Origin of the sequence: Arthrobacter sp. SRS-W-1-2016 (genome assembly GCF_002009585.1) — a bacterium.
In the GTDB taxonomy this organism is placed as follows: Bacteria; Actinomycetota; Actinomycetes; order Actinomycetales; family Micrococcaceae; genus Arthrobacter; species Arthrobacter bambusae_A.
On the sequence record NZ_MTPV01000015.1, the window covers coordinates 41,496 to 63,424 of the forward strand.

The 21,929-nt window shown below is 65.4% G+C and carries 22 protein-coding genes and 1 riboswitch; of the genes, 5 read left to right on the top strand and 17 right to left on the bottom strand.

Features of this window, described 5'->3' with window-relative positions; all coding sequences use genetic code 11:
* Positions 1 to 27: 27 nt before the first annotated feature.
* The 5 genes from BMF89_RS04055 to BMF89_RS04075 all read right to left on the bottom strand — a co-directional run bounded on the left by BMF89_RS04055 (position 28) and on the right by BMF89_RS04075 (position 6,712).
* A complete protein-coding gene (locus BMF89_RS04055; protein ID WP_078105790.1) occupies positions 28 to 1,485 on the bottom strand; it encodes a YibE/F family protein in 1,458 nt (485 codons plus the stop codon).
* 136 nt (positions 1,486 to 1,621) lie between these two features.
* Positions 1,622 to 2,995, bottom strand: a complete 1,374-nt coding sequence (locus BMF89_RS04060) for an FAD-binding oxidoreductase (RefSeq protein WP_078105791.1) — start codon at positions 2,993 to 2,995, stop codon at positions 1,622 to 1,624.
* A gap of 210 nt (positions 2,996 to 3,205) precedes the next feature.
* Positions 3,206 to 4,180, bottom strand: a complete 975-nt coding sequence (locus tag BMF89_RS04065) for a GNAT family N-acetyltransferase (protein WP_078105792.1) — start codon at positions 4,178 to 4,180, stop codon at positions 3,206 to 3,208.
* Between the two features lie 2 nt (positions 4,181 to 4,182).
* Positions 4,183 to 5,568 carry a glycine--tRNA ligase gene (locus BMF89_RS04070; RefSeq protein WP_078105793.1) on the bottom strand — a complete coding sequence of 462 codons (1,386 nt, stop codon included), beginning with the start codon at positions 5,566 to 5,568 and terminating at the stop codon, positions 4,183 to 4,185.
* Between the two features lie 127 nt (positions 5,569 to 5,695).
* On the bottom strand, positions 5,696 to 6,712 hold the full coding sequence (locus BMF89_RS04075; RefSeq protein ID WP_078105794.1) for a DMT family transporter: 1,017 nt from the start codon (positions 6,710 to 6,712) through the stop codon (positions 5,696 to 5,698).
* Positions 6,713 to 6,745: 33 nt separating this feature from the next.
* Between BMF89_RS04075 and BMF89_RS04080 the strand changes: the two genes are divergently transcribed.
* Positions 6,746 to 6,976, top strand: coding sequence for an RNA-binding S4 domain-containing protein (locus BMF89_RS04080; RefSeq protein ID WP_078105795.1), 231 nt, complete (start codon positions 6,746 to 6,748; stop codon positions 6,974 to 6,976).
* A 76-nt stretch (positions 6,977 to 7,052) separates the two neighbouring features.
* On the opposite strand, the gene BMF89_RS04085 is transcribed toward BMF89_RS04080, so the two are convergent.
* Positions 7,053 to 7,706 (bottom strand): phospholipase, encoded by a 654-nt coding sequence (locus BMF89_RS04085; protein WP_078105796.1) that lies wholly within the window; start codon positions 7,704 to 7,706, stop codon positions 7,053 to 7,055.
* Positions 7,707 to 7,775: 69 nt separating this feature from the next.
* On the opposite strand from BMF89_RS04085, the gene BMF89_RS04090 reads away from it, so the two are divergent.
* Positions 7,776 to 8,615, top strand: coding sequence for an SGNH/GDSL hydrolase family protein (locus BMF89_RS04090; RefSeq protein WP_078105797.1), 840 nt, complete (start codon positions 7,776 to 7,778; stop codon positions 8,613 to 8,615).
* Between the two features lie 64 nt (positions 8,616 to 8,679).
* Positions 8,680 to 9,072 carry a hypothetical protein gene (locus tag BMF89_RS04095; protein WP_078105847.1) on the top strand — a complete coding sequence of 131 codons (393 nt, stop codon included), beginning with the start codon at positions 8,680 to 8,682 and terminating at the stop codon, positions 9,070 to 9,072.
* A gap of 18 nt (positions 9,073 to 9,090) precedes the next feature.
* Here BMF89_RS04095 and BMF89_RS04100 read toward each other — a convergent pair whose 3' ends face one another.
* Positions 9,091 to 10,212 (bottom strand): homoserine O-acetyltransferase, encoded by a 1,122-nt coding sequence (locus tag BMF89_RS04100; RefSeq protein ID WP_078105798.1) that lies wholly within the window; start codon positions 10,210 to 10,212, stop codon positions 9,091 to 9,093.
* Positions 10,213 to 10,225: 13 nt separating this feature from the next.
* A riboswitch (SAM riboswitch) is annotated at positions 10,226 to 10,341 on the bottom strand.
* Between the two features lie 161 nt (positions 10,342 to 10,502).
* On the bottom strand, positions 10,503 to 11,819 hold the full coding sequence (locus BMF89_RS04105) for a bifunctional o-acetylhomoserine/o-acetylserine sulfhydrylase (RefSeq protein WP_078105799.1): 1,317 nt from the start codon (positions 11,817 to 11,819) through the stop codon (positions 10,503 to 10,505).
* Positions 11,820 to 12,065: 246 nt separating this feature from the next.
* Here BMF89_RS04105 and BMF89_RS04110 point away from each other — a divergent pair, with 246 nt between their 5' ends.
* Positions 12,066 to 12,704 (top strand): VOC family protein, encoded by a 639-nt coding sequence (locus BMF89_RS04110; protein ID WP_028266517.1) that lies wholly within the window; start codon positions 12,066 to 12,068, stop codon positions 12,702 to 12,704.
* Positions 12,705 to 12,802: 98 nt separating this feature from the next.
* Here BMF89_RS04110 and BMF89_RS04115 read toward each other — a convergent pair whose 3' ends face one another.
* Complete coding sequence (locus tag BMF89_RS04115) at positions 12,803 to 13,567, bottom strand: type II CAAX endopeptidase family protein (RefSeq protein WP_078105800.1); 765 nt, start codon at positions 13,565 to 13,567, stop codon at positions 12,803 to 12,805.
* 100 nt (positions 13,568 to 13,667) lie between these two features.
* Between BMF89_RS04115 and BMF89_RS04120 the strand changes: the two genes are divergently transcribed.
* Positions 13,668 to 14,348 (top strand): phosphoglycerate mutase family protein, encoded by a 681-nt coding sequence (locus tag BMF89_RS04120; protein ID WP_139359532.1) that lies wholly within the window; start codon positions 13,668 to 13,670, stop codon positions 14,346 to 14,348.
* 16 nt (positions 14,349 to 14,364) lie between these two features.
* On the opposite strand, the gene BMF89_RS04125 is transcribed toward BMF89_RS04120, so the two are convergent.
* From BMF89_RS04125 to BMF89_RS04160, 8 genes are all read right to left on the bottom strand, one after another.
* On the bottom strand, positions 14,365 to 15,156 hold the full coding sequence (locus tag BMF89_RS04125) for a DeoR/GlpR family DNA-binding transcription regulator (protein WP_078105802.1): 792 nt from the start codon (positions 15,154 to 15,156) through the stop codon (positions 14,365 to 14,367).
* Positions 15,157 to 15,178: 22 nt separating this feature from the next.
* The gene (locus BMF89_RS04130; protein WP_253190691.1) at positions 15,179 to 16,018 is read right to left on the bottom strand and encodes a class II fructose-bisphosphate aldolase; all 840 of its coding nucleotides are present in this window, start codon (positions 16,016 to 16,018) and stop codon (positions 15,179 to 15,181) included.
* The gene (locus tag BMF89_RS04135) at positions 16,015 to 16,986 is read right to left on the bottom strand and encodes a hexose kinase (protein WP_078105804.1); all 972 of its coding nucleotides are present in this window, start codon (positions 16,984 to 16,986) and stop codon (positions 16,015 to 16,017) included. Before BMF89_RS04135 ends, BMF89_RS04130 begins: the two co-directional genes overlap by 4 nt.
* Positions 16,983 to 17,933 carry an ROK family protein gene (locus tag BMF89_RS04140; RefSeq protein WP_078105805.1) on the bottom strand — a complete coding sequence of 317 codons (951 nt, stop codon included), beginning with the start codon at positions 17,931 to 17,933 and terminating at the stop codon, positions 16,983 to 16,985. The genes BMF89_RS04135 and BMF89_RS04140 overlap by 4 nt, the downstream gene beginning before the upstream one ends.
* Before the next feature lie 8 nt (positions 17,934 to 17,941).
* On the bottom strand, positions 17,942 to 18,874 hold the full coding sequence (locus BMF89_RS04145; RefSeq protein ID WP_078105806.1) for an SIS domain-containing protein: 933 nt from the start codon (positions 18,872 to 18,874) through the stop codon (positions 17,942 to 17,944).
* A gap of 194 nt (positions 18,875 to 19,068) precedes the next feature.
* Positions 19,069 to 20,292, bottom strand: coding sequence for an imidazolonepropionase (gene hutI, locus BMF89_RS04150; RefSeq protein ID WP_078105807.1), 1,224 nt, complete (start codon positions 20,290 to 20,292; stop codon positions 19,069 to 19,071).
* An 11-nt stretch (positions 20,293 to 20,303) separates the two neighbouring features.
* A complete protein-coding gene (locus tag BMF89_RS04155) occupies positions 20,304 to 21,401 on the bottom strand; it encodes an FAD-dependent oxidoreductase (protein WP_078105808.1) in 1,098 nt (365 codons plus the stop codon).
* A gap of 40 nt (positions 21,402 to 21,441) precedes the next feature.
* Positions 21,442 to 21,912, bottom strand: a complete 471-nt coding sequence (locus tag BMF89_RS04160) for a pyridoxamine 5'-phosphate oxidase family protein (RefSeq protein ID WP_078105809.1) — start codon at positions 21,910 to 21,912, stop codon at positions 21,442 to 21,444.
* Positions 21,913 to 21,929: the final 17 nt, after the last annotated feature.

The window sequence follows — 21,929 nt, forward strand, 5'->3', positions numbered from 1 at the left end:
ATGCGGGATGACAAATGTCATCGGGGGCTAGCGACGCTCGGCTTCCCTGCGTGCCCGCCTGGTCATGACAACGGCGGCGAGCTCGCCGGTGTCGAAGGATTCGAAGGCGTCGGCGGGCCCGGCGGCTTCAAGCTCCCGGACGTCGCCGTCGTCGTGGGCTGCTTCCGAACCCGCCGCGTCGGCGGCCCCGAGCCGCTTCGGACCGGTCGCCTTGACCACCAGCACAGCGATCAAGGTGGTCACCGGGATGGCCAGCACGAGGCCGATGGAGCCCACCAGCGTGCGGATGACTTCCTCGGACAACTCGGCACTGGTGAGGGCATCTACCAGCGGGCGGTCGTACAGCATGACAATGATCAGGATGGGCAGCGCGGCACCGGCGTAGGCGAAGGCGATGGTGTAGACCGTGGAGGCGATGTGGTCCCGGCCGATCCTCATGGCCGAGGTGAACAGCTTGCGCGCCCCGGTCTCCGGCGCCAGCTCGTAGAGTTCCCACACGGCCGCGGACTGGGTGATCGTCACGTCGTTGAGGACTCCAAGCCCGGAAATGATCAACCCGCACAGGATGATCCCGGAGAGCGAGATCTTGTCCGACATGTTGACGAGCGTGGCGCCCTCGCTCGTGGCGATCCCGGTCAGGTTGGCTGCATCCGTGGCCCAGGCCGCCAGCAGCGCAGTGATGCCGAGGCCGAAGATCGTGCCGAGCAACGCGGTGGAGGTCTTGGCCGAGAATCCGTGGGCGAAATAGAGCACTCCCATCATGATGGCCGTGGAGCCGACCAAAGCCACGAGCAGCGGCGGTTTGCCTTCCATCAATCCCGGAAGCATGAAGGTGACCATCACCACGTAGGCTCCGGCCAGTCCGAGGAGCGCCCTGAAACCGCGCCAGCGCGCGACAGCGATGACCACCACGGCGTACAGGATCGCCAGGAGGGCCATCGGAACGGTCCGCACGAAGTCAAGGAAAACGTACGACGGCGAGCCGTTGCCCGCCGCTGCGCCCTGCACCCGGGAGAGGTTCAGGTATCGGATGCTGTCCCCCGCTTTGACGCCGTGGGACTTGGCGACATCCGGGTTGATGACCACTTTCACGGGGCTGCCGCCGTTATCCGGCTGCGTCGACGCGAAGGTGCACTGGGTCCCCTGCGGCTGTGTTCCGCTGCTTTGGTTCGTGCCGTTCGCCCCGTTGGCCCCGTTCGCCCCGTTCGCTACCGGAGCCTGGGTCCCCTGCGTGCAGCTCTCTTGGGTGACGGATTGAATCTTGCCGGTATCGAACGTCACCCCGGGAGCAGCGGCGTACGGGCTCGCGAAGGTGATGCCCTCCTTGCTCCCGGACGGCCACATGAGCAGCATGGCAACGACCGTGAGCACGGCAATCGGAGCCAACACGGCCACGAGGAGCCAATTTGCCCGCCTGCGTGACGCGAGCGCCGTCGGGCTTGGCTCGAAATGCTCGGTGTGTCCGTGTGAATGGCCGTGACCCATTAGCTGCAAAACCTCATGCCCACAAGCCTACGTGGGGCAGCCCGGTGTCCCACCCAACTGACTCGCATTTGTTGTCGTTATGAGTCGTCAAAACGACAACTAATGCGAGTCAGTTGGGCCGGGTCCGCACCCGGGGTCAGGCGGGTTTGATGTTTTGGTTCACGTGGAAGAGGTTTCCGGGATCGTACTTGCCCTTGATGGTTTGCAGCCGCCCGTAATTGACCCCGTAGTTCTCACTGATCCGGCCTTGGTCGTCACCGTCCATGAAGCCGATGTAGCCTCCCGGCGAGGAGTGCGGGCGCAATGCCGCGGCATAACTGCGCACCCAGTCGATGTTCGCCTCGTTGTCTGCGGGATCGTTCCACATGCAGGCGATCACGGGAGAGAATTTGACGCCGCGGTTGACGAACGCAGTGTCTGTCTGCCCCACGCGCTGCACCGCGCCGTCGATCGGATAGACGTGGACGGACGTCTGCACACTGGGAACTTTGCTGCCGTACTCAAGATGGGCCGCGATGGCGCCGTCGTTGAGTTCGGAGAGGAAGTCCGCTTTCCAGTAGGCCTGCATCCCTTTCGGAAGGAGCGGATCGAATGCCGAGTTGAGTGCCGGGTACGGCATGGGTCCAACCAGCGAACCCGCCACGGGGGCAACGTCCAGGAAAGGCTGCCAGCGGGCTGTTCCTTCGGCAGGATCACCCGTCCACATGCCGATGACCACGCAGACTGGCTTCCCGTGCCATTCCTCGGGAAGGAACGGGACGGGAGGGCCCTGGTGGAAGCCTAAGAACGCTCCGAATTCCTCAGGGGCGGTGTCCATGTAGTCGCGGTAGAACTTCGCGACGGTGTCGGCCTGCTCCATGCCGTAGATGATGATGGCCGCGTGGACCATGTCCACAGGATGCAGCTTGTATTCCAGCGACGTCACCACACCGAAATTGCCTCCGCCGCCCCGCAACGCCCAGAAGAGGTCCTCGTTCCGGGTTTCGCTGGCGGTCAGGAATTTGCCGTCCGCAGTCACCACGTCAGCGGAGATCAGGTTGTCACAGGAAAGGCCGTGCTTGCGGGCGAGATAGCCGATGCCACCGCCCAAGGTCAGGCCGGCGATGCCGGTGGATCCCACAATCCCGCCGGTGGTTGCCAGCCCGAAGGCATGGGTGGCGTGGTTGAAATCAGCCCAGGTTGTCCCCGCCTCGGCACGGGCCGTACCGGCTTCGGGGTCAACGCGGATTCCGGTTCGGTTGACGAAATCGATGACAAGGGCATCGTCCCAGGTCCCGAAGCCGGGCGCGCTGTGGCCGCCGCCGCGAATGGCCAAGGGCAGGGAGCTGTCGCGGGCGAAGTTCACGCTCGCAATGACGTCCGCCACCTGGGCCACGCGGACGACCCCTGCCGGACGTTTGTCGATCATCCCGTTGTAAACGGCCCGGGCGGAATCATAGTCAGGATCACTTGGGGTGATGAGTTGCCCGCGGAGCTGTTCGCGCAGTCCGTCGAGGGCTGTTCCATTCATGGGTGTTACCGCCGATTCTCTTCATGAGACCGGATCCGTTCCACCCGCCGCCACCCCACCAGACCAACGGCCGGGGCTTACGTCGTTATGCCTACACCCACGCCGCGGATTCGTCAAGGGTTCGCCCAAGCAACTCGCAGTTGTTGTCGTTATGAGTGCCCATAACGACAACAAATGCGAGCCAGTTGGGCGGGGCGAGGGGAAGGGCAGCTATTCGCTGACCACCAGGGTGTCCGCACCGCGGAGCTTCGCCTTGCCCAATTCCAGCAAGGGATCGACGACGGCGCACACGGCCGTCATGGAGTCGTCCACTTCGAGGAGCACGGGGTGCTGGTAGGCAATGAGCGCCAGCAGGTCACGGATTGCGGCGCGCGCTTCGTCGTCCTGCAGGAGCGGATCGTGCCCGAGGAACACTTCCGAGGGCTCGTCCGAGCTGCCCTGCGCATAGCTGATCGCGAAGGCCTGCAGCTTGCCCTTGCGGGTGGCCGGGACGCCCGAACCAAAGGCACTCGCCTTCGGCGCGCGCAGCACAACCGCCCCGTGTGCCCCCGTCAGGTCGTCGAGGAACAGACGCTGCACGGTGGGGATGCCGAGCTCGCCGGGGTTGTCCCAGTGGTGCACGGCGGTGTAGTACCGGCCTACGACGTCGCTCAGTTCCACGGATCCCGTGGCGAGGTCTTCCACCTGCTCGGAAGCGGCTTCTTCGGAGCCGTCACCAAACACCGGAAGCCTGAGCGGCTCGGGATCAACCACGACGAGCCGGGAGCGCTGGATGGGCGCCAGCCCCGCCCACTCGGCGAAGGCGGCACCGGCCGTGCCTGGCTCCACTTTGCTGCGCAGCGTTGAAACGCCCGACGGCGACTGCTCGGCTTCGCGCCGCAGCATGGTCAGGAGCGTGGCCCCTATCCCGCTCCGGCGGTGGTCCTTGGCGACCTCGATGTAGGCCCAGAGGCGTTCCGGGTGCAGGGACGCCTCATGGACCACGCCCGCGGCCACCGGGATGCCGATGCCGTCGACGACGTCTTCCGCCACGATGCACCGGCGCCAAGGCTGGCCTTGACCACTGTTGCTCGACGGCGCCAGGGCTGCACGGAATTGCTGGGCCGGCAGGGTCTCGGGCCCACCCCACATCTCCAGGAGCGCGAGGTCGTCGCCCTCACGCCATTCGCGGTATTCGATGGACACGGTTAGGCGCCGATCAGCCGTGCGGCCAGGTAGCCCTCCACCTTGTCCAGGGAAACACGTTCCTGGCTCATGGTGTCGCGCTCGCGGATGGTCACGGCCTGGTCGTCAAGGGTGTCGAAGTCCACGGTGATGCAGAACGGGGTACCGATCTCGTCCTGGCGACGGTAGCGGCGGCCGATGGCGCCGGCGTCGTCGAAGTCGATGTTCCAGTTCTTGCGCAGCTGGGCGCCCAGGTCCTTCGCCTTCGGGGACAGGTCCTCGTTGCGGCTCAGGGGCAGCACAGCTGCCTTGACCGGTGCCAGGCGAGGATCGAGCTTCAGGACGGTGCGGACGTCGACGCCGCCCTTGGCGTTGGGTGCCTCGTCTTCCGTGTAGGCGTCCACAAGGAAGGCCATGAAGGAACGCGTCAGGCCGGCGGCCGGTTCAATGACGTACGGCGTGTAGCGCTCGTTGGTGGCCTGGTTGAAGTAGCTGAGGTCCTGGCCGGACGCCTTCGAGTGGGTGGAGAGGTCGAAGTCGGTGCGGTTGGCGATGCCCTCGAGCTCGCCCCACTCGGAGCCTTGGAAACCGAAGCGGTACTCGATGTCCGTGGTGCCTTTGGAGTAGTGGCTGAGCTTGTCCTGCGGGTGCTCGAAGAAGCGCAGGTTCTCCGGCCGGATGCCCAGACCGGTGTACCAGGACATGCGTTCCTTCATCCAGTACTGGTGCCATTCTTCGTCCGTGCCCGGTTCGACGAAGAATTCCATTTCCATCTGTTCGAACTCGCGGGTGCGGAAGATGAAGTTGCCCGGCGTGATCTCGTTGCGGAACGACTTGCCGATCTGGCCGATGCCGAAAGGCGGCTTCTTGCGGGACGTGGTCAGCACGTTGCTGAAGTTGATGAAGATGCCCTGCGCGGTTTCCGGGCGCAGGTAGTGCAGGCCTTCTTCGCTGGCCACGGGGCCCAGGAAGGTCTTGAGCAGGCCGGAGAACTCTTGCGGTTCGGTCCATTGGCCGCGGGTGCCGCAGTTGGCGCAGGCGATGTCCTTGAGGCCGTTTTCGGCGGGACGGCCCTTCTTTTCCGCGTACTCTTCCTCGAGGTGGTCGGCGCGGTAACGCTTGTGGCAGGAAAGGCACTCGACGAGCGGGTCGGAGAACACCTCGACGTGGCCGGACGCTTCCCACACCTGGCGGGGCAGGATCACGGAGGAATCGAGGCCTACTACGTCTTCGCGGCCGCGGACAACGCTCTGCCACCATTGGCGTTTGATGTTTTCCTTGAGCTCGGCACCGAGGGGGCCGTAGTCCCATGCGGACCGGGAGCCACCATAGATTTCACCGGCCTGGAACACGAAGCCCCTCCGCTTGGAGAGGGAAATGACCTGGTCGAGGACGGATTTTGCTGCCATGGGTACTCCAATGTTCTACAGGGCCGCTGGGTGCGGTCCGTGGTTGTGCGCGAAGATATTGCTGTGCAGGAAGCTGCGTGTCCTAGCCTACCGGCCTTTGGCCGCGGTCCTGCCTCCGGGACCGGCCCTAAAGGCTCTTCGCGGGACGGCGGGACGAGAGCGCGCCCTTCGGCCAGGGCAACGTGGCCACGATGATGGCGAACAGCGTCAGCAAGGTGCCGAGGATCGTGGGGAACGCCACCACCGTTCCGGGAGCCGGCAGGACCAGGTCCAGCGCCAGTGATCCAAGCAGCTGCCCGGCGATCATCCCGAGCCCGGTGACCAGGACACCGAGGCTTCGGACCAACAAAGCAGCCAGGCCAATGAAGACGCACCCCATCGGGCCGCCCAGGTAGTACCACCATTCAGCAGGCAGGGCGTGGCCGGGACCAAGGAGCAACACTTTGATGAGCCAGGCAATCCAGAGAATCACCGTTCCGGCCACGAAATTCACGAGCGTCGCAGCGATGGGACTGCCGTAGTGCACGGTCGCAGTGCCGTTCATGGCCTGCTGGAAACTCATGAGGCAGCCCGCCACGACCGGCAACAGGATGGGGAGCAGCAAGGACCCGACGTCGGTGGCGGCCCCTAGGCGCGGCGACACGGCCCAGACGACGGCGGCGATCGTCAGGACGCTGCCGAGGATTCGGACCCCGGTGATCGAGCGTTTGCCGCCGGGCCCGATGCCGAGCCGGTCCACGAGTAGTCCGCTCAGGGTCTGGCCGGTCACTGCAGCGACCGTGAACAAGGCCACGCCAAGCAGGCCGACCGTGAACGATTGGGCGAAAACGAACAGCGCGCCAATGCCACCGGCCAGGACATAGAACCGTGGAAAGCTCCGCTCCTTCAGGGCCGGCAGGATCCTTCGAAGGGCCGCGCGGCCCTTCGGCAGCGCGAGTCCGATCGCCGCGATCAGTACCAGCCCGGTGGTGAAGCTCACGACGGCGGCCGCGATACCGTCGTCGAGCTTTGCCCCCAGAGCACCGTTGATCCGGCCCTGGAGCGGAATCACGAGTCCGGTTGCCACGGCAAGGAGCAGGCCGGTGAGCAAGGGCAGGGGCGTACGGGAGGGACTTCCAGGCAAGGTGCGGGACGACTGCGGCATTTTCACCACCCTACTTCAGGCATCATTGCTTGTATGAGCAACCCGGAAATCGAAGAAATCCCCATCCGCGACGACATGATCCGGCTCGGCCAGCTCCTGAAGCTCGCCAACCTCGTGGAGGATGGCGTGGAAGCCACGGAACTCATCAAGAACGGCCTGGTCAAAGTCAACGGCGAGATCGATGATCGGCGCGGCCGCCAACTCCATGTGGGCGATACCGTGACCGTCAACGGACAGACGGTGCGGATCACCACAGAGTCCTAGCAACGCAGGGTCACTTACGTCCCATTGCGCGCCTCGTCATGGGCCGTAAGTGACCCCGCGTTGTTGTCAGATGGAGTCAGACGGACGCGAGGACCTTGTGCTCCAGGAATTCGCCAACGTGCCCGATTTCCTGCTGGTTGATGCCGTGCCACATGCCCGTGTAGAGCACCTTGGTAAGGTCCGTGTGCTTTCGGGCCCAATCCATGGTGTATTCGATCTTGTCCGGGGTGATGACAGGGTCCTGTTGGTCGCGTCCCCAGAAGAGCGGCACGGATCCGTCCAGCTCGGCGTCACGGAACGCGGGGTCCTCGCCGGCGTCGACGGCGAACCCTGAAAGCCCGACGACGGCGGCAAAGTCCGCCGGGCGGTGCCGGAGCAGCGAGGTGGCCATGGCCATGCCCATGGAAAACCCGAGGAGCGTCACTGAACTGTGGTTGGACTTCAACGAATCCAGCCAGGAAAACACGTACCCCGCGGCGTCCTTGACGGCGTCGAGGGAGTAGTCGATGGACGCCGTGAGCGGGAACCACGTGAAGCCCGGGCCTGTGGCGATCGGCGCGCGGAGCGAGGCCACGACGAAGTCCCGGGGCAACAGGCCGGCCAGGCTGAAGAGGTCCTGCTCGTTGGATCCGTAACCGTGCAGAAGGACCAGCAACGGCTTTCCAGCCCGCTCTTCCTCTTCGTGGGACCACAAAACGACCGGGGCAGGAAAGGCGGAAGCTTGACTCATGGGACTATTCTTGCAGTTACCCATGAGTAACAAGCTACGGGCGCGTAGCGACGCAGCAAGAGGCAGGATATGGACGTGAGTGACACTGATTCCACGGTGGCAAAGTCGGACGAGCGGATTCATCCGTGGACCCGTTACGTGGCGCTAGGTGATTCCTTTACCGAAGGCATCGGCGACCCCGAGCCCAACAACCCCGGAGCACATCGCGGCTGGGCCGACCGCGTCGCCGAGGAACTGAGCCGGGGACACCGCGACTTCGCCTACGCCAACCTCGCCATCCGCGGACGCTTGCTGCAGCAAATCCTCGACGAACAACTTGGCCCGTGCATGGACCTCAAGCCGGATCTCGTGAGCATCTCCGCAGGCGGCAACGACCTCATCCGTCCCGGCGGCGATCCCGACGCCCTGGCCGAAAAACTCGATGCCGCAGTGCAGACCCTGAGTTCCGACGGCGCCACGGTGGTTCTCTTCAACGGTCCGGACACCGCGTCATCGGTCCTCGGCCGGATCCGCGGCAAGGTGGCCATCTACAACGAAAACCTCCGCACGGTGGCCGCCCGCCACGATGCCGTGGTAGCTGACATGTGGTCCTTGAGGCAGCTTTCCAACTCCCAGATGTGGGACGAAGACCGCCTCCATTTCTCGCCGCTCGGCCATCACACCATCGCCGCGATGGTCCTCGACTCACTGAATGTGCCGCACAACCTTGAGCCGCTCCACCCCAAGCCGCTCCCCCAGCGCAGTTGGCGCCAAGCCCGGTCTGGCGACCTGGTCTGGGCCCGCGAATACTTTGTCCCGTGGGTCGTCCGCCGGATCAGGCACCGCTCCTCCGGTGACGGGATCCTGCCGAAACGCCCGACGCCGGGACCCGTCTTCGGCCCTGCCGACACCTTCCTGCCCGGGAGCTGAACGAACCGCGAGGTTAGTCACAGGGAGCAGGGCTAAGCTGGTGAAAGACAGGGAGGCTTCCGCCGTGAACAATTTGATCTTCTGGATCATCGTCTGCTCTTGGCTGATTCCCATGGGGATCCGCATGTACAACCGATCGCGCCAGCGCAGGTTCCAGGACTTCCCGCCGCAGAATTACCCCGGGCAGCCCTATCCTCCGCAGCACAACCCCGTCGGATACCCGGAGCAGCCCCCGGTGGTCATCCCGGCTGAGCCGCAACCCCCGATGGCGACGCCCGCGCGGCAGGCCGTTCCGCCGTCGTCGGCTACTCCGCAAGCGAGCGGCGCTCCCCAGCCGAACAGCGCGCCCCAAGGCTACCGGGCACGGAAACTGGCCGAGCTGGACCAGGAGTACAGCGACGGGAAAATCGCCATGGAGGACTACATGAAGCTCCGCCAGGAGATCATGAACGGCTGATTCAGCCGAAAAGGCGCGCTAGCCGAAGAATGCCTCGCGCAGTTGGGGGCCGAGCTGGCCGATCTCGGTGAGGAAACCGTCGTGCCCGATCGGCGCCTCGATGACGTGAACCGGGACCTCTCCGGGCAAGGCCTTGGCAAGCTCGCGGGATTGCTCCGGGAAATAGAGCCGGTCCGAGTCCACCGAGGCCACGAAGAACGTCGCCGTGGCCACGGACAACGCATCCTCCAACGAGCCCCGGCCGCGCGTGATGTCGTGGCTCATGAGCGCTTCGGTAATGGCGATGTAGCTATTGGCGTCGAAGCGCTGGACCAGCTTGCTCCCCTGGTGGTCCAGGTAGCTCTCTACCTGGTAGCGGCCCCGGTCCCCCAACGCGGCAGCCTGGAGGGGTGCCTCGCCGCCCTGGGCGTTCCGGCCGAAGCGGAAGTCCAGCTCGTCCGCCGAGCGATAGGTGATGTGGGCAATCCGCCGGGCAAGGGCCAGACCCGCTTCGGGGGCGGTCTGGCCGTAGTAGTCTCCGCCGTTGAAGTCGGCGTCCTGCCGGATGGCGAGCGTCTGGGCCTGTGCGAACGCGATCTGCTCGGCAGTGCTGTACGCCCCGATGGAGATCACGGCGCATCGCTTGACGCGGTCCGGATAGCCGACGGCCCATTCCAGTGCACGGGCACCGCCCATGGACCCGCCCACGACGGTGTGCCAGCTGTGGATCCCCAAGGCGTCGGCCAGCCTGGCCTCGGCCACCGTGCTGTCCCGCAGGGTCACGAGCGGGAAGCGGGAGCCCCACGGCTTGCCGTCAGGAGCGCTCGACGACGGCCCCGTGCTGCCGTAGCAGCCCCCCACAATGTTGACGGAGACCACGAAGTAGCGGTCCGTGTCGATCGTGGCGCCGGGACCCACAAGCTGCTCCCACCAGCCGTCTTCGTCGCTCTCGCCACGGGCCACATGGGTGCTGCCGGTCAATGCATGTTCCACGAGGACAGCGTTGGTAGCGTCTGCGTTGAGCCGCCCCCACGTCTCGTACGCAAGGACGACGTCCGGGAGGTAACCTCCGGCCTCCAGCTCGAGTCCGCCCACGGAAACATACTTGAGGGTTCCGTCCTGGGTACCGGAAAGGGGTATGGCTGTTGCAGCAATTGTCATTCGTTGACACCTCACATCGCGCTTGCCCGCCGCCAACACAGCGAAGGGCCAGGTCTTCACCCGGGGCACCCCACCGCGAATGGAGGGTTGCCGGCCAGCAAGCCGGGGCTGTCACTGGCACTCATGACCTATAGGAAGAGTCTAGGAAAACCGGACCCCTTCTGACGAAGATTATGACATCTTTGTGACACTTGGCCGCGTTTTGTTCATGAAGGGGTGGTTGCGAAGGCTGGCCGGCGAAGATTCATCTTGCGTCGCCGGCCAGCCTCGTACGCCCCTCCGGGCCCGTGCTAGGCGCTCTTGGCTGCCCGGAATCCCGACTCGAGGTCCGCGAGGATGTCGTCGATGTGCTCGATTCCGACGGACAGCCGCACCAGGCCAGGGGTCACTCCCGCAACGGCCTGCTGTTCCGGCGTCAGCTGGCTGTGCGTCGTCGACGCCGGGTGGATGACCAAGGAGCGGACGTCGCCGATGTTGGCCACGTGCGAATGCAGTTCCAGGGCGTCCACGAAGCGCTTGCCGGCCTCGACCCCGCCGTTGATGGTGAAGGACACCACGGCGCCGGTGCCCCTGGGGCCGTACTTCCGGCCCCGTTCGAACCACGGGCTGGAAGGCAGCCCCGCGTACGCGACCGATTCGACGTCGTCGCGCCCTTCGAGCCATTGCGCCACCTTGGTGGCGTTGTCCACGTGGCGTTCCACCCGCAGGCTGAGGGTTTCGATTCCCTGGGAGATCAGGAAAGCGTTGAACGGGGAAACTGCCGATCCGAGGTCGCGCAGGAGCTGGACCCGGGCTTTGAGGATGTAGGAGAGGTTCGCGCCGAGGGCCCCGTCCTTGCCGAGGTCGCGGGCATAGACCAGGCCGTTGTAGCTGGGGTCCGGGGTGTTGAAGCCGGGGAACCGCTCAGGGTCCTTGCCGAAATCGAAGTTGCCGGAGTCCACGATGACACCGGCAATGGCGGAGCCGTGCCCTCCCAGGTACTTGGTGGCCGAATGCACCACGATGTCCGCGCCCCACTCGATGGGCCGGATCAGGTAGGGCGTGGCGAGGGTGTTGTCCACGACGAGCGGGACTCCCGCCTCGTGCGCGGTGCGGGAGACCCCTTCGATGTCCAAGACGTCCTGGCGGGGGTTGGAGACGACTTCGGCGAAGAACAGCTTGGTGTTTGGCTGCACCGCGTCCCGCCAGTGGTCCAGGTTGTCCGGGTCCTCGACGAAGGTCACAGAGATGCCGAATTTCTTCAGCGTGTGGGCCAGCAGGTTGTAGGTGCCGCCGTAGAGGCTCGGGCTGGCGACCACGTGGTCACCGGCCTCGGCCACGTTGAGGATGGCGAAGGTTTCCGCGGCCTGGCCGGAGCTCAGCAGGAGGGCCGCCAAGCCACCCTCCAGGCTCGCTATGCGCTGCTCCACCGCATCCTGCGTGGGGTTGCCGATCCGGGTGTAGATGGGCGCCAGTTCGGCCAGTGCAAAGCGGTTGGCCGCGCTTTCCGCGCTGGGAAAGACGAACGAGGTGGTCTGGTAGATGGGGAGGGCACGGGCGCCGGTGGCGGCGTCCGGCTCCTGGCCGGCGTGGATTTGGCGCGTTTCGAATGACCATCCTTGGGACATGCGGACTCCTGGTTGTCTGGGCTCTTGCCGTGCGTCAGCCTGCCGGGCTGAAGGGTTCAGCATGCCGGCGATCGGTTGCCGCCAGTCTAGGGACGGCATTGCAGGCTCCGGAAGCTTTGTGACGAACGCGGAAGTTTTCTGTCCCGGTGCGTCCTGAAGTGACCCTGAGCGGCCTTTTCGATACATCCCACCTTGGTTAGGCTTGACTTAGCTGAGAGCTCCATCACAAAGTGCCAAGATGAAGCCATGCGCATGGATCACGTCTCTTACGCTTGTGAACGAGATGGCCTGTTGGCCACCACCGAGCGGATTTCCGCAGCATTGGGAGTGGACGCAGTCCGGGGCGGAGTGCATCCGCGCTTTGGTACCCGGAACATGATCATTCCCCTTGCTGACCACAAATACCTGGAAGTTGTCGAGGTCCTGGACCACCCGGCCTCCGACAAGGCACCTTTTGGACAAGCTGTCCGTGCACGCTCCGCCGCAGGAGGTGGGTGGATGGGCTGGTGCGTCGCTGTGGACGACCTGAGCCCGTTCGAGCAGCGGCTCGGACGCGCCGCCGTCCCGGGCAACCGCAAGTTCCCGGATGGCCGGGAACTCGTCTGGTCGCAGATCGGCATCCTGGGACTCATCGCCGATCCCCAGGTTCCCTACCTGCTCCGCTGGGAGGGTGACCCCGCACTTCACCCGTCCCTCGTGTACCCAAGCGATGTCAAGATGTCCAGCCTCACCATTGCCGGCTCCGCGGAGCGCGTCACCGAGTGGCTTGGTGAACCTGTGGAGAAGCCCCTCGAGGACGTCGCAGTCCAATGGATGGCTCCGCACGGGACGCCGGGAATCATGTCAGTAACGTTCGAAACCGCCAACGGAGCCGTCACGATCTGACGGATCAACGGGCAAGGAAGCCCGGAAAAGCTTCGGCCGCCATATGCGGGTGCCAATGACGTCACCCAGCAATGGCGGCCGAAACCTTTTAACGCGCGCTAGCCCAGGCCGATGGCCTTGCCGAAGACGCTGAAGCCGACGAACGCCACGATGTCCAGAAGCGCGTGGGCCACCACGAGCGGCATGACACGTTTGGTCTTGGTGTAGATCCATCCGAACACGAGGCCCATGACGGCGTTGCCGATGAACGGGCCGAAGCCTTGGTACAGGTGGTAGCTGCCGCGAAGGAGCGCGCTGAGCACGATCGCCAACGGAGTGCTCCATCCGAACTTCCCGAACCGGTCCAGGAGATAGCCCACCACGATCACTTCTTCGACGATGGCGTGCCGCACGGCGGAGAGGACCAGCACCGGCACGGTCCACCAGTAGGAGTCCAGGCCGCTGGGGATGATCGCCGTCGTGATCCCGAGTGCGCGGCCAACAGCATAGAGGCCCAGCGACGGGATTCCGATGAGTGCGAACAGGCCAAGTCCTTGCAGCGCGTCGCGGCCCGGGCGGGCGAAGTTGAAGCCCAGCCGGGTGAACCCCGAGGGACTCTCGGCGGTTTGGCGGTGCAAGGACAGGAAGTAGAACACCAACACCACCGGGACCAGCGCGAACGCGATGTCCAGCAACTGGTAGGTGAGATCGAAGTATTCGCGCGTGCTCTGCGAACGGTTGAGGGTAGACGTCGCATGGGCCAAAGGTCCCTGGGTCATCTTGTCCAACAGCTGCACTACGGAGTACACCGCCGATTGGCCCAGGGACAGTCCAAGGACAATCAGCACTTCGGCGCGCAAACGGCGCGTTGAGGCTAGGAGCATGCTCCTATCTTGCCCGTATTTGCCTGATGTTTTCCTCGGAGCTGGGTCTCCGTTGTCCGCGTGCGCAGCCAAGGCGGCTCCTAAGCCTATGCTTGGTGGGATGAGCGCGCCCGCACGAATCTTCATGATCCGGCACGGCCAGTCCGCCGCCAATGCCGACACGACCATCTACAACCGTGTGCCCGATTACCGGATCCCGCTGACGGAGCTTGGCCTCGAGCAGGCACGGGCCGCGGGTGAGGCCTTGCGCAGGAAGCTCGACGGCGAACCGGTGTGCGTTTACGTCTCACCGTACCTCCGGGCCTACCAGACCCTCGAGGCGCTGAATCTGGGCAGCCTCACCGAAAGGGTGATCGAAGAGCCCCGGCTGCGAGAACAGGACTGGGCCAACTTCCAGATCGCCGGGGACATCGGAGACCAGAAGGAACTCCGCAACCTCTACGGGCACTTCTTCTACCGGTTCCGTGAGGGCGAATCGGGCTCCGATGTGTACGACCGGATTTCGTCCTTCATGGAAACCCTGTACCGGCATTGGCAAAAGCCCGACTACGCGCCCAACACCCTGCTGGTGACCCACGGCCTCACGATGCGGCTCTTCTGCATGCGGTGGTTCCACTGGTCGGTGGAGTACTTCGAATCCCTCAACAACCCGGGCAACGCGGAGCTACGGACACTGATCCGCAACGAACAGGACAAATACGATCTCGACACGCCGTTCAGCCAGTGGGTGCAGCGCAGCACCGACGAGACCGTGCTGAACGCTCCCCCGATGGTCTTCTGACGGGCAGTTAACGGAGCTAGGCGTCCTTGGCCACGATCACTTCGGTGCCGTTGGCTTCAAATGCCGCCTTGTCCTCAGGCGTGATGCCCGCGTCAGTGATGAGCCGTCGGAATTCGTACCCGGCCATCGCCGCGAAGGCGCGCTTCCCGATCTTCGTGGAGTCAGCCAGGACATAGGAGTCGGTGGCACGCCGGGCCATGACGGTATTCACCATCGCTTCTCCCTCGTCGGTGATGGTGGGGCCGATCTTGGGATCGACTCCGTTGACGCCGATGAAGGCGATGTCCAGGGCAACCTTCTGCATGATGACATCGGTGTAAGGTCCGACGAGTTCGTAGGATCGCGGATTCAGGATGCCGCCGGTGACCATGATCTTGATGTTGGGGCGCACGGCAAGCTGGGCCGCAATGTTGATGGCGTTGGTGACCACCGTCAGCATGGGCCTGTTGGAGGGGGCGTTGAGGTCTTCGCGGGTGGACAGCACCTGGGCCAGGGCCGTATTGGTGGTCCCGCCGCTGAGTCCGATCACGGCCCCGGGCACGATGAGCTCAGAGGCTGCCAAGGCAATCTGTTGCTTGGCTTCGGCATGATCATCCCGGTTGTAGCGCCCCGGAAGTTCGTAGGCCACTGAACCCGTGGTTGCTCCGCCCCGGGTACGGCTCAAGAGCCGTTGCTTGGCGAGGCTGTCCAGGTCGCGGCGCGCCGTGGCCGGCGAGACAGCCAGGCGGGTCACGATATCGTCGACCTCGACATGCCCTGACTCGGCGAGGAGATCAAGGATGGCTGTCAGTCGATCGTTGCGGGTCATCACGAACCTTCCGGAATTGGGACTAATTCACTTTCGCGAACAGCGTCAGCAGACGTGCGGTTTCCAACACCAGCGCGTCCCGTCCGGCCTTGATGTACTTGCGGGAGTCCACCACGGAAGGGTTGGCATCCAAGTACTCACGGACGGCGCGGGTGAAGAACCCGTTCAAGTGTGTGGATACGTTGATCTTAGTCATACCGGCCCGGATTGCCGCCACCAGCGTTTCATCCGCCACGCCGGAGGACCCGTGAAGGACGAGCGGAAGTTGGACGGCCTGTTTGAGCCGGGTGATGAGCGCGAGGTCCAGGGCTGCGCTCCGTTGGGTCATGGCGTGGGAGGACCCGACGGCGACGGCGAGGGCATCGACGCCGGTGGCACCGACGAAGGAACGGGCCTCGGCGGGATCCGTCCGGACTCCCGGAGCATGGGCACCGTCCTTGCCTCCCACTTTTCCGAGCTCGGCCTCGACATAGACTCCGTGGTCCTGGGCGTATCCGGCGATCCTCCGCGTGACTTCGACATTCGAGTCGTAAGGCAAGTGCGCACCGTCGTACATGACGGACCCGAACCCGAGGTCGACGGCCTGCAGCGCCAGCTCTTCGGATTCGGCGTGGTCGAGGTGGAGGGCCACGGGCACCGAAGAGTCCCGGGCGATGGACATGGCCCCGCGGGCAATCGGGACGAGCCCGCCGTGGAAACGGACGCAGTTCTCGGAGATCTGCAGGATCAGCGGGACGCCCGCGGCCTCCGCTCCGGCAACCAGTCCTTCCGCGGTTTCGAGGTGGATGACGTTGAAGGCGCCTTGTCCGATTCCGTTGGCGGCGGCGGTATCCATGAGTTCCCGTGTACTGACGAGCGTCACCGGGTCTCCTTCCAGCTGAGAATGAGTTGGTCTTCGAGGTCCGCGTAAAGCGGCGAGATCTCGCCGGCGGCAGGCATGAGCACCGCGGCGGCGGACCAGGCCGTTGCCCGGCGGAGGATCGTGGGGATGTCGGTGATCCCGTCGGCGAGCGCGACGGCGGCCGCTGCCACTCCGGCGTCGCCGGCTCCCGTGGGGTTGCCGCTGAGCGGTTCCGGGAGCCGTGCGCTCCAGTAGCCGCCTGGAGCCCCATCGTGGAACGCAAGCATCCCTTCGGCGCCGGCACTGACCAGGACGGTCTTCGCTCCGAGGGCGATCAGTCGCCGCGCTGCGACGTCAAGGCTGCTTTCACCTGTTGCTTCGAGGAGTTCGTGGTTGTTGGGTTTGAGGAGGTCCGCCCCGGCCCGCGCTGCGGCGACGATCCCGGGACCGGAGGTGTCGACGACGGCGGGAATCCCGGCGTCGTGCGCCAGGCGCACCAGCGCGGGATAGAAGTCGGCGGGCGCACCGGGCGGCAGGCTCCCGGAACCGACAAGCACTCCCGCGCTTTGCCCGTCCGGGTTGTCGAAGTGCAGGGCGTCGACAACGGCGGCGGCGAGCGCCTGCCATTCGGATGGTTGAAGGGAGCACCCCTCTTCATTGAAGATGGACGTTTCGCCGCCCACCGTATCGACGAGGGCGATGCTGCGCCGGGTATCCGAGGCGACTGGAATCAGGCGATGCGGCACGCCGCTGCTGCGGAGTTCGGCGGCGAATTCGGCACCGGCCGCGCCTCCCGAGGGCGCGAGCGCCAGCACGGGATGGCCCAGCTGGTGGGCCACGCGGGCGACGTTGAGGCCCTTTCCGCCTGCGCGGCTGAGCGGTGCGGCAACGCGATGGCTTGCTCCGGGGGTGATCCCGGCGACGTGGTAGCTGAGGTCGATGGCCGGATTGGGCGTGACGGTGATGACCCGTTTGATGGCCCCGTTCATCGGCCCGACCCCGTGCCGGAAGCGGCCTTCGCAGCCGGGAGCAATGCCCGGGCCCTCATGGCGGCGCCGAGCAAACCCGCATCCTGTCCCAGTTGGGCGCGCATGATGATGGGCCGCCGTTGGAAGTCGAGCAGCTCGTCGAGGCGCGAACGCAACGGCTGGAGGAGCCCTTCCCCCGCTTCGGCCAGTCCGCCGCCCACCACCACTGCCTCGGTGCCGATGATGCTGACGCACTGGCTGAGGCTGAAGGCGAGGGCGTCCACGGCGTCGGCCCAGATCCGGGCCGCAAGGGCGTCGCCGGCTGTGGCCCGTTCGAGGACTTCACGGGCACCCGCGCGCGGAGTTCCGGCTTTGTCGCTGTAACGCCGGGCGATCGCTCCGGCGGAGCCGACTGCCTCAAGGATCGTGTGGCCGGGCCCGTCGGGGTCCGGAACGAGGGCGTGGCCCAGTTCCCCGGCGAAGCCGCCCGCGCGCACCGGGTATCCGTCGGAGATGACGGCGGCGGCAATTCCGGTGCCGACCACCATCACCACGACGTTTCGAAAGTCCTTGGCGGCTCCGAAGCGGCATTCTGCTTCGGCCGCCGTGCTGACGTCATGCCCGAAGGAGACCGGCATTCCGAGGCGCTGCGCGGCATTTTCCCCGAAGGGAAAGTTCCGCCAGCCAAGGTTCGCCGAATAGATCCCCACTCCGGTGTCGGAGTCCACGATTCCCGGAACCACGATGCACGCGGCCTTCGCCGGGTGGCCGGGGAACTCGGCGGCAAATTCCGACGCCAAGCCCTCGACGGCGTCCAGGATCGCCTCGCCCGGGCGCAAGGGATCGTGCGGCGTGGCGGTGCGGCGCAGGCCAAGGACATTCCCGGCCGTGTCCACAAGGCCTGCCTTCAGATCCGTCCCGCCCACATCGAAGGCCAGGACTGCGGATTCAGCGGCTCCGAGAACCATGGGATTGCCTAAGCCGTAGCGTTCAGGACAACAGAGCGCGTCAGGTTGCGCGGCAGATCGGGATTGAGGCCGCGCACGCGTGCCCGCTCCAGCGTGACCTTATGGACCCGGGCCAGCTCGGCGAGCGGGTGCTTGCCGGTGTGGACGTAGAGGGCGCCGGTGCGGCCCATGTCGGCATCCAGGCCCTCGGGCTGCGGGCCGAAGATCCACGTCACCCGGCCAGGGGCCGCGATGGAAATGGGACCGTGCCGGTATTCCATTGCCGGATAGGATTCGGTCCATCCCTGCACTGCTTCGCGCATCTTGAGGCCGGCTTCGTGGGCCAGGCCAACGGTCCAGCCGGTACCGAGGAAGGTGAACTGTTCGGCGTCGAGCAGCTCCTGGGAAACAGCTTCGGTCACAGCGGTACGGGCGTCCTCGATTGCATCGCCTAGTTCGATGCCCAGGCTCGCGAGGAGGTACACCAGGGCGGTCGTGGCGAAGCGGGTCTGGACCACCGACTTCTCGTCCGCGTAGGGAAGGCCGATCACGACGTCGGCCAGCGTGGTGATGGGCGAATCCACGTCCCCGATCACCGCGATGGTGCGGACTTTCCCACGCAAGGCCTCGAGGAGTTCAAGCACCTCCGTGGTGGTTCCGGAGCGCGTAATGGCGATGACGGCGTCGTATTGGCGGCCGGCACTGTTGTGATTGAGGAAGGCTTCCGACGCTGCAAACGCGTCGGTGACACCTTTGCCCGCGGCTTCGCGGGCAGCGGCATAGCTCTGCGCCATGAACCACGAAGTACCGCAACCGACGACGGCGATCCGCGCACCGTCAGCGGGAAGCAGGCGCCCTGCCTTGGCTTGCTCAAGTTCGCATTGCCCGATGGCCCGCTGCCAGACCTCGGGCTGCGAAACAAGCTCTTCTTCCATGAAGGCCCCGAGGGTGTTGTTACTCATCGCACTTACCATTCCTGTCCGCGCTTCTTCGACGCACTCTTCAACACTCAACCATTTGACGTTTTATGATCCATATAAACACTAAACGATCATATTCAATCGCACAAGGATCGCGGAGGGCTTCAGCGCGCCGCGCAAAAAAGCAGGGCCCCTCCATCTGGAGGAACCCTGCTTTTGTGTGCCGGATTGAGTTGCTACACCGCCCGGATACCCGCCCGCCACACCGCGAAAGTCAGCGGAATACCGGGCCGGTACGCCAAGTGCGTGGCCGACGGCGCCTTGAGCATGTGCAGGTCGGCGCGGTGCCCGACGGCGATCGAACCCACCGCCCGTTCGCCGTCGACATCGTTGCCCGACTCCCTGCCTAGCGCGAGAGCACCGCCATACGTGGCCGCCCGGACGGCCTCGTGGACGCTCAAGTGCATCTGCAGCACCGCCGTGGTGACGCAGAAGGCGATGGAACTCGTGTAGGAGGTGCCCGGATTGCAGTTCGCGGCCAAGGCGATCTGCACCCCGGCGTCGATCAAGGCGCGGCCCGGGGCGAGCGGCTGGCGGGTGGAAAGATCGCAAGCGGGCAGGCAGGTGGCAACCGTGCCGCGCGTGCCCGTTCCGGTAGAGGCATCCCAACCGCTCCAGGTTCCGGCGAGCGCTTCGATGTCCGCAGCCGAAAGGTAATTGACGTGGTCGACGCTGGCGGCACCGAACTCCACGGCCAGCTGCACGCCGGGACCCTCACCCAATTGGTTGCCATGGACACGCAGGCCCAGGCCCGCATCGCGGCACGCGGTCAGGACCCGGCGCGATTGCTCCTCGGTGAAAGCGCCGCGCTCGCAGAAGACATCGGCCCACTTGACGTACGGGCGGACGGCGTCGAGCATCGGACCGCAGACGAGGTCCGTGTATTCCTCGGCGTCGGCTCCGGCCGGGACCAGGTGCGCGCCGAGGTAGGTGACTTCATCGACGGTCGCCGCCGCGATGCGTGCGCTGCGGGCCTCGTTTTCGAGGTCCAGTCCATAGCCGGTCTTGCTCTCGAGGTACGTGGTGCCTTGGGAGACGGCTTCGGCCACGCGCCCGGCGGCGAGCCGGGTCAGTTCCCCATCGCTCGCGGCCCGCGTCGCGCCGGTGGTGACGGCGATGCCGCCGGCGCTGTAGCTCTGGCCGGCCATCCGTGCCTCGAATTCGGCGGTGCGGTCCCCGGCGAATATCAGGTGTGAGTGCGAGTCAACCCAGCCCGGGAGCACGGCGCGGCCTTCCGCGTCCACGTGCTGATCGGCCGAGGGAGCCTCCGACGCCGGACCGATCCAGGAAATCCGCTCACCTTCGATCACGACGGCGGCGTCCTTGAGGACGCGGTGCCCAGCGTCCTGGGTCATCAGTTCGCCGATGTTGCTGATTAGTGTGCTCGTCTGCCCGCTCATGAACCTATTGTTCAACGGCGGATGGACCATCGGGCCGCTGCGAGCTCCCTCGGTGTCCGGGATGCCGGACTAGTGCCGGATGTATAGTCCAGGATTTCCGCGGCCGCGAGCTCCGCGATGGCGGAAGAGGTCTGGAAACCGTAGCCGCCTTGCCCCGCAAGCCAGAAGAAGCCGGGAGCCTCGGCGTCGAAACCCACCACCGGCACCCCGTCGGCGGCTTCAGTGCGCAACCCGGTCCAGGCTTTGGCCACTGCGCGGATGCCCAACGAGGTGATCGAATTCAACCGGGTCACGAGCTCTTCCACGTCGCCGGGCCGCGGCTGCGCGTCTTCAGGGCCGCTCGGCACCGTCTCCGACGGCGAAATGAGCACCTGTTCGCCTTCGCGCCGGAAGTAGTACGTGTCATCAGCGGCGCACACCATGGGGCTCCCGGGCGGAAGCGGGTGCTCGACGTCGACGATTGCCGCCGTGCGCCGGAACGGCTGCAAGCCCAGCTTCTCCACCCCGCTGAGCACCGCGAGTTCATCTGCCCAGGCACCTGCCGCGTTGACGACGACAGCGGACTGGAAGCCTTCCAGCCCGGCGCCCACTTGCCAGCCGGAGCCGAGGCGTTGGGCCGAATGGACCCTGGCGCCGGTGATGATGTCCACTCCCCCGGCCTCGGCACGTTGCCGGTGGTCCTCCAAGAGCACGGGCGTGTTGCAGGCGAATGACTCTTTATCCAGGCCAGCCGCCGTGAACGATGCTGGATTCAGGGCCGGGCACAGCTCGAGGGCTTCGGCATGCGTGATGGGGTGCATGTGCCCGCTGGCTTCTGCCTTGACGGTGGCTTCGTCGCCCACCAACATGAACGAGCGCGGTTCCAGGACCGGCACCAGCAGTGCGGCGTCGCGGGCTGCCATCAGCTCCAGCGTGCGGACGGTGAGTTCCTGCACGACGGCGGGTCCGTAGCTGGGGATCAGCTGCCGGGCCGAGCGGGAGGACGTGTGGTAGGCCAGTGTCTGTTCGGCTTCCACCAGGGCCACCGAACACTGGCCTGCCAGCGCTGACGCGAGCGACAACCCCGCGATGCCTCCCCCGACAATTACCACATCATAATTTGCAGCCATTCCCCCATCCTGTCAGCGCGCAGGCCCAGATGCGAGGGGGCTACTCCGTGGCGGAGGGTTTGATGCCGCTGTAGGGAGTCCACCACGTGAGCGGCTCCGTGACGGTGAAGCGCCGCCCGGAGATCGAATCCGCGGGAACCCGCACGAAATGGTCCTTCTTGCCGGATTCCCAGGGAAACAGGGGCAGCGAGAACGAGTTGATGACGTCGTCCAGCTGTTTGACGGGCGCCGCCTTCCCGTGGAGGACAACACTCCATGCGACGCCGGTGTTGGGGTCGACGCCGTCGACTTCCATGGCTACCGGGAATTCACCCAGGGCCGCGGCGAGCTTTGTGCCCGCCCCGGTCCGGAAGACAACCGTCCCTTGGTCCACGGTGTAATTGATCGGAAAAATGTCAGGGTGGTCTCCGAGCCACACGGCCAGCCTGCCGACGGACACGCCCCTCAGGAGATTCCAGCATTGCTGCGAATCCAACACCTCGGTTACACGTTGTGCTGCATCTTTGTCCATGCTGCAGATACTAGGCC

Coding starts and splice junctions, on each gene's coding strand:
- BMF89_RS04055 (WP_078105790.1), bottom strand. CDS start 1,485: ATGGGTCACGGCCATTCACACGGACACACCGAGCATTTCGAGCCAAGC.
- BMF89_RS04060 (WP_078105791.1), bottom strand. CDS start 2,995: ATGAATGGAACAGCCCTCGACGGACTGCGCGAACAGCTCCGCGGGCAA.
- BMF89_RS04070 (WP_078105793.1), bottom strand. CDS start 5,568: ATGGCAGCAAAATCCGTCCTCGACCAGGTCATTTCCCTCTCCAAGCGG.
- BMF89_RS04075 (WP_078105794.1), bottom strand. CDS start 6,712: ATGCCGCAGTCGTCCCGCACCTTGCCTGGAAGTCCCTCCCGTACGCCC.
- BMF89_RS04080 (WP_078105795.1), top strand. CDS start 6,746: ATGAGCAACCCGGAAATCGAAGAAATCCCCATCCGCGACGACATGATC.
- BMF89_RS04085 (WP_078105796.1), bottom strand. CDS start 7,706: ATGAGTCAAGCTTCCGCCTTTCCTGCCCCGGTCGTTTTGTGGTCCCAC.
- BMF89_RS04090 (WP_078105797.1), top strand. CDS start 7,776: ATGGACGTGAGTGACACTGATTCCACGGTGGCAAAGTCGGACGAGCGG.
- BMF89_RS04100 (WP_078105798.1), bottom strand. CDS start 10,212: ATGACAATTGCTGCAACAGCCATACCCCTTTCCGGTACCCAGGACGGA.
- BMF89_RS04105 (WP_078105799.1), bottom strand. CDS start 11,819: ATGTCCCAAGGATGGTCATTCGAAACGCGCCAAATCCACGCCGGCCAG.
- BMF89_RS04110 (WP_028266517.1), top strand. CDS start 12,066: ATGCGCATGGATCACGTCTCTTACGCTTGTGAACGAGATGGCCTGTTG.
- BMF89_RS04115 (WP_078105800.1), bottom strand. CDS start 13,567: ATGCTCCTAGCCTCAACGCGCCGTTTGCGCGCCGAAGTGCTGATTGTC.
- BMF89_RS04120 (WP_139359532.1), top strand. CDS start 13,668: ATGAGCGCGCCCGCACGAATCTTCATGATCCGGCACGGCCAGTCCGCC.
- BMF89_RS04125 (WP_078105802.1), bottom strand. CDS start 15,156: ATGACCCGCAACGATCGACTGACAGCCATCCTTGATCTCCTCGCCGAG.
- BMF89_RS04135 (WP_078105804.1), bottom strand. CDS start 16,986: ATGAACGGGGCCATCAAACGGGTCATCACCGTCACGCCCAATCCGGCC.
- BMF89_RS04140 (WP_078105805.1), bottom strand. CDS start 17,933: ATGGTTCTCGGAGCCGCTGAATCCGCAGTCCTGGCCTTCGATGTGGGC.
- BMF89_RS04145 (WP_078105806.1), bottom strand. CDS start 18,874: ATGAGTAACAACACCCTCGGGGCCTTCATGGAAGAAGAGCTTGTTTCG.
- hutI (WP_078105807.1), bottom strand. CDS start 20,292: ATGAGCGGGCAGACGAGCACACTAATCAGCAACATCGGCGAACTGATG.
- BMF89_RS04155 (WP_078105808.1), bottom strand. CDS start 21,401: ATGGCTGCAAATTATGATGTGGTAATTGTCGGGGGAGGCATCGCGGGG.
- BMF89_RS04160 (WP_078105809.1), bottom strand. CDS start 21,912: ATGGACAAAGATGCAGCACAACGTGTAACCGAGGTGTTGGATTCGCAG.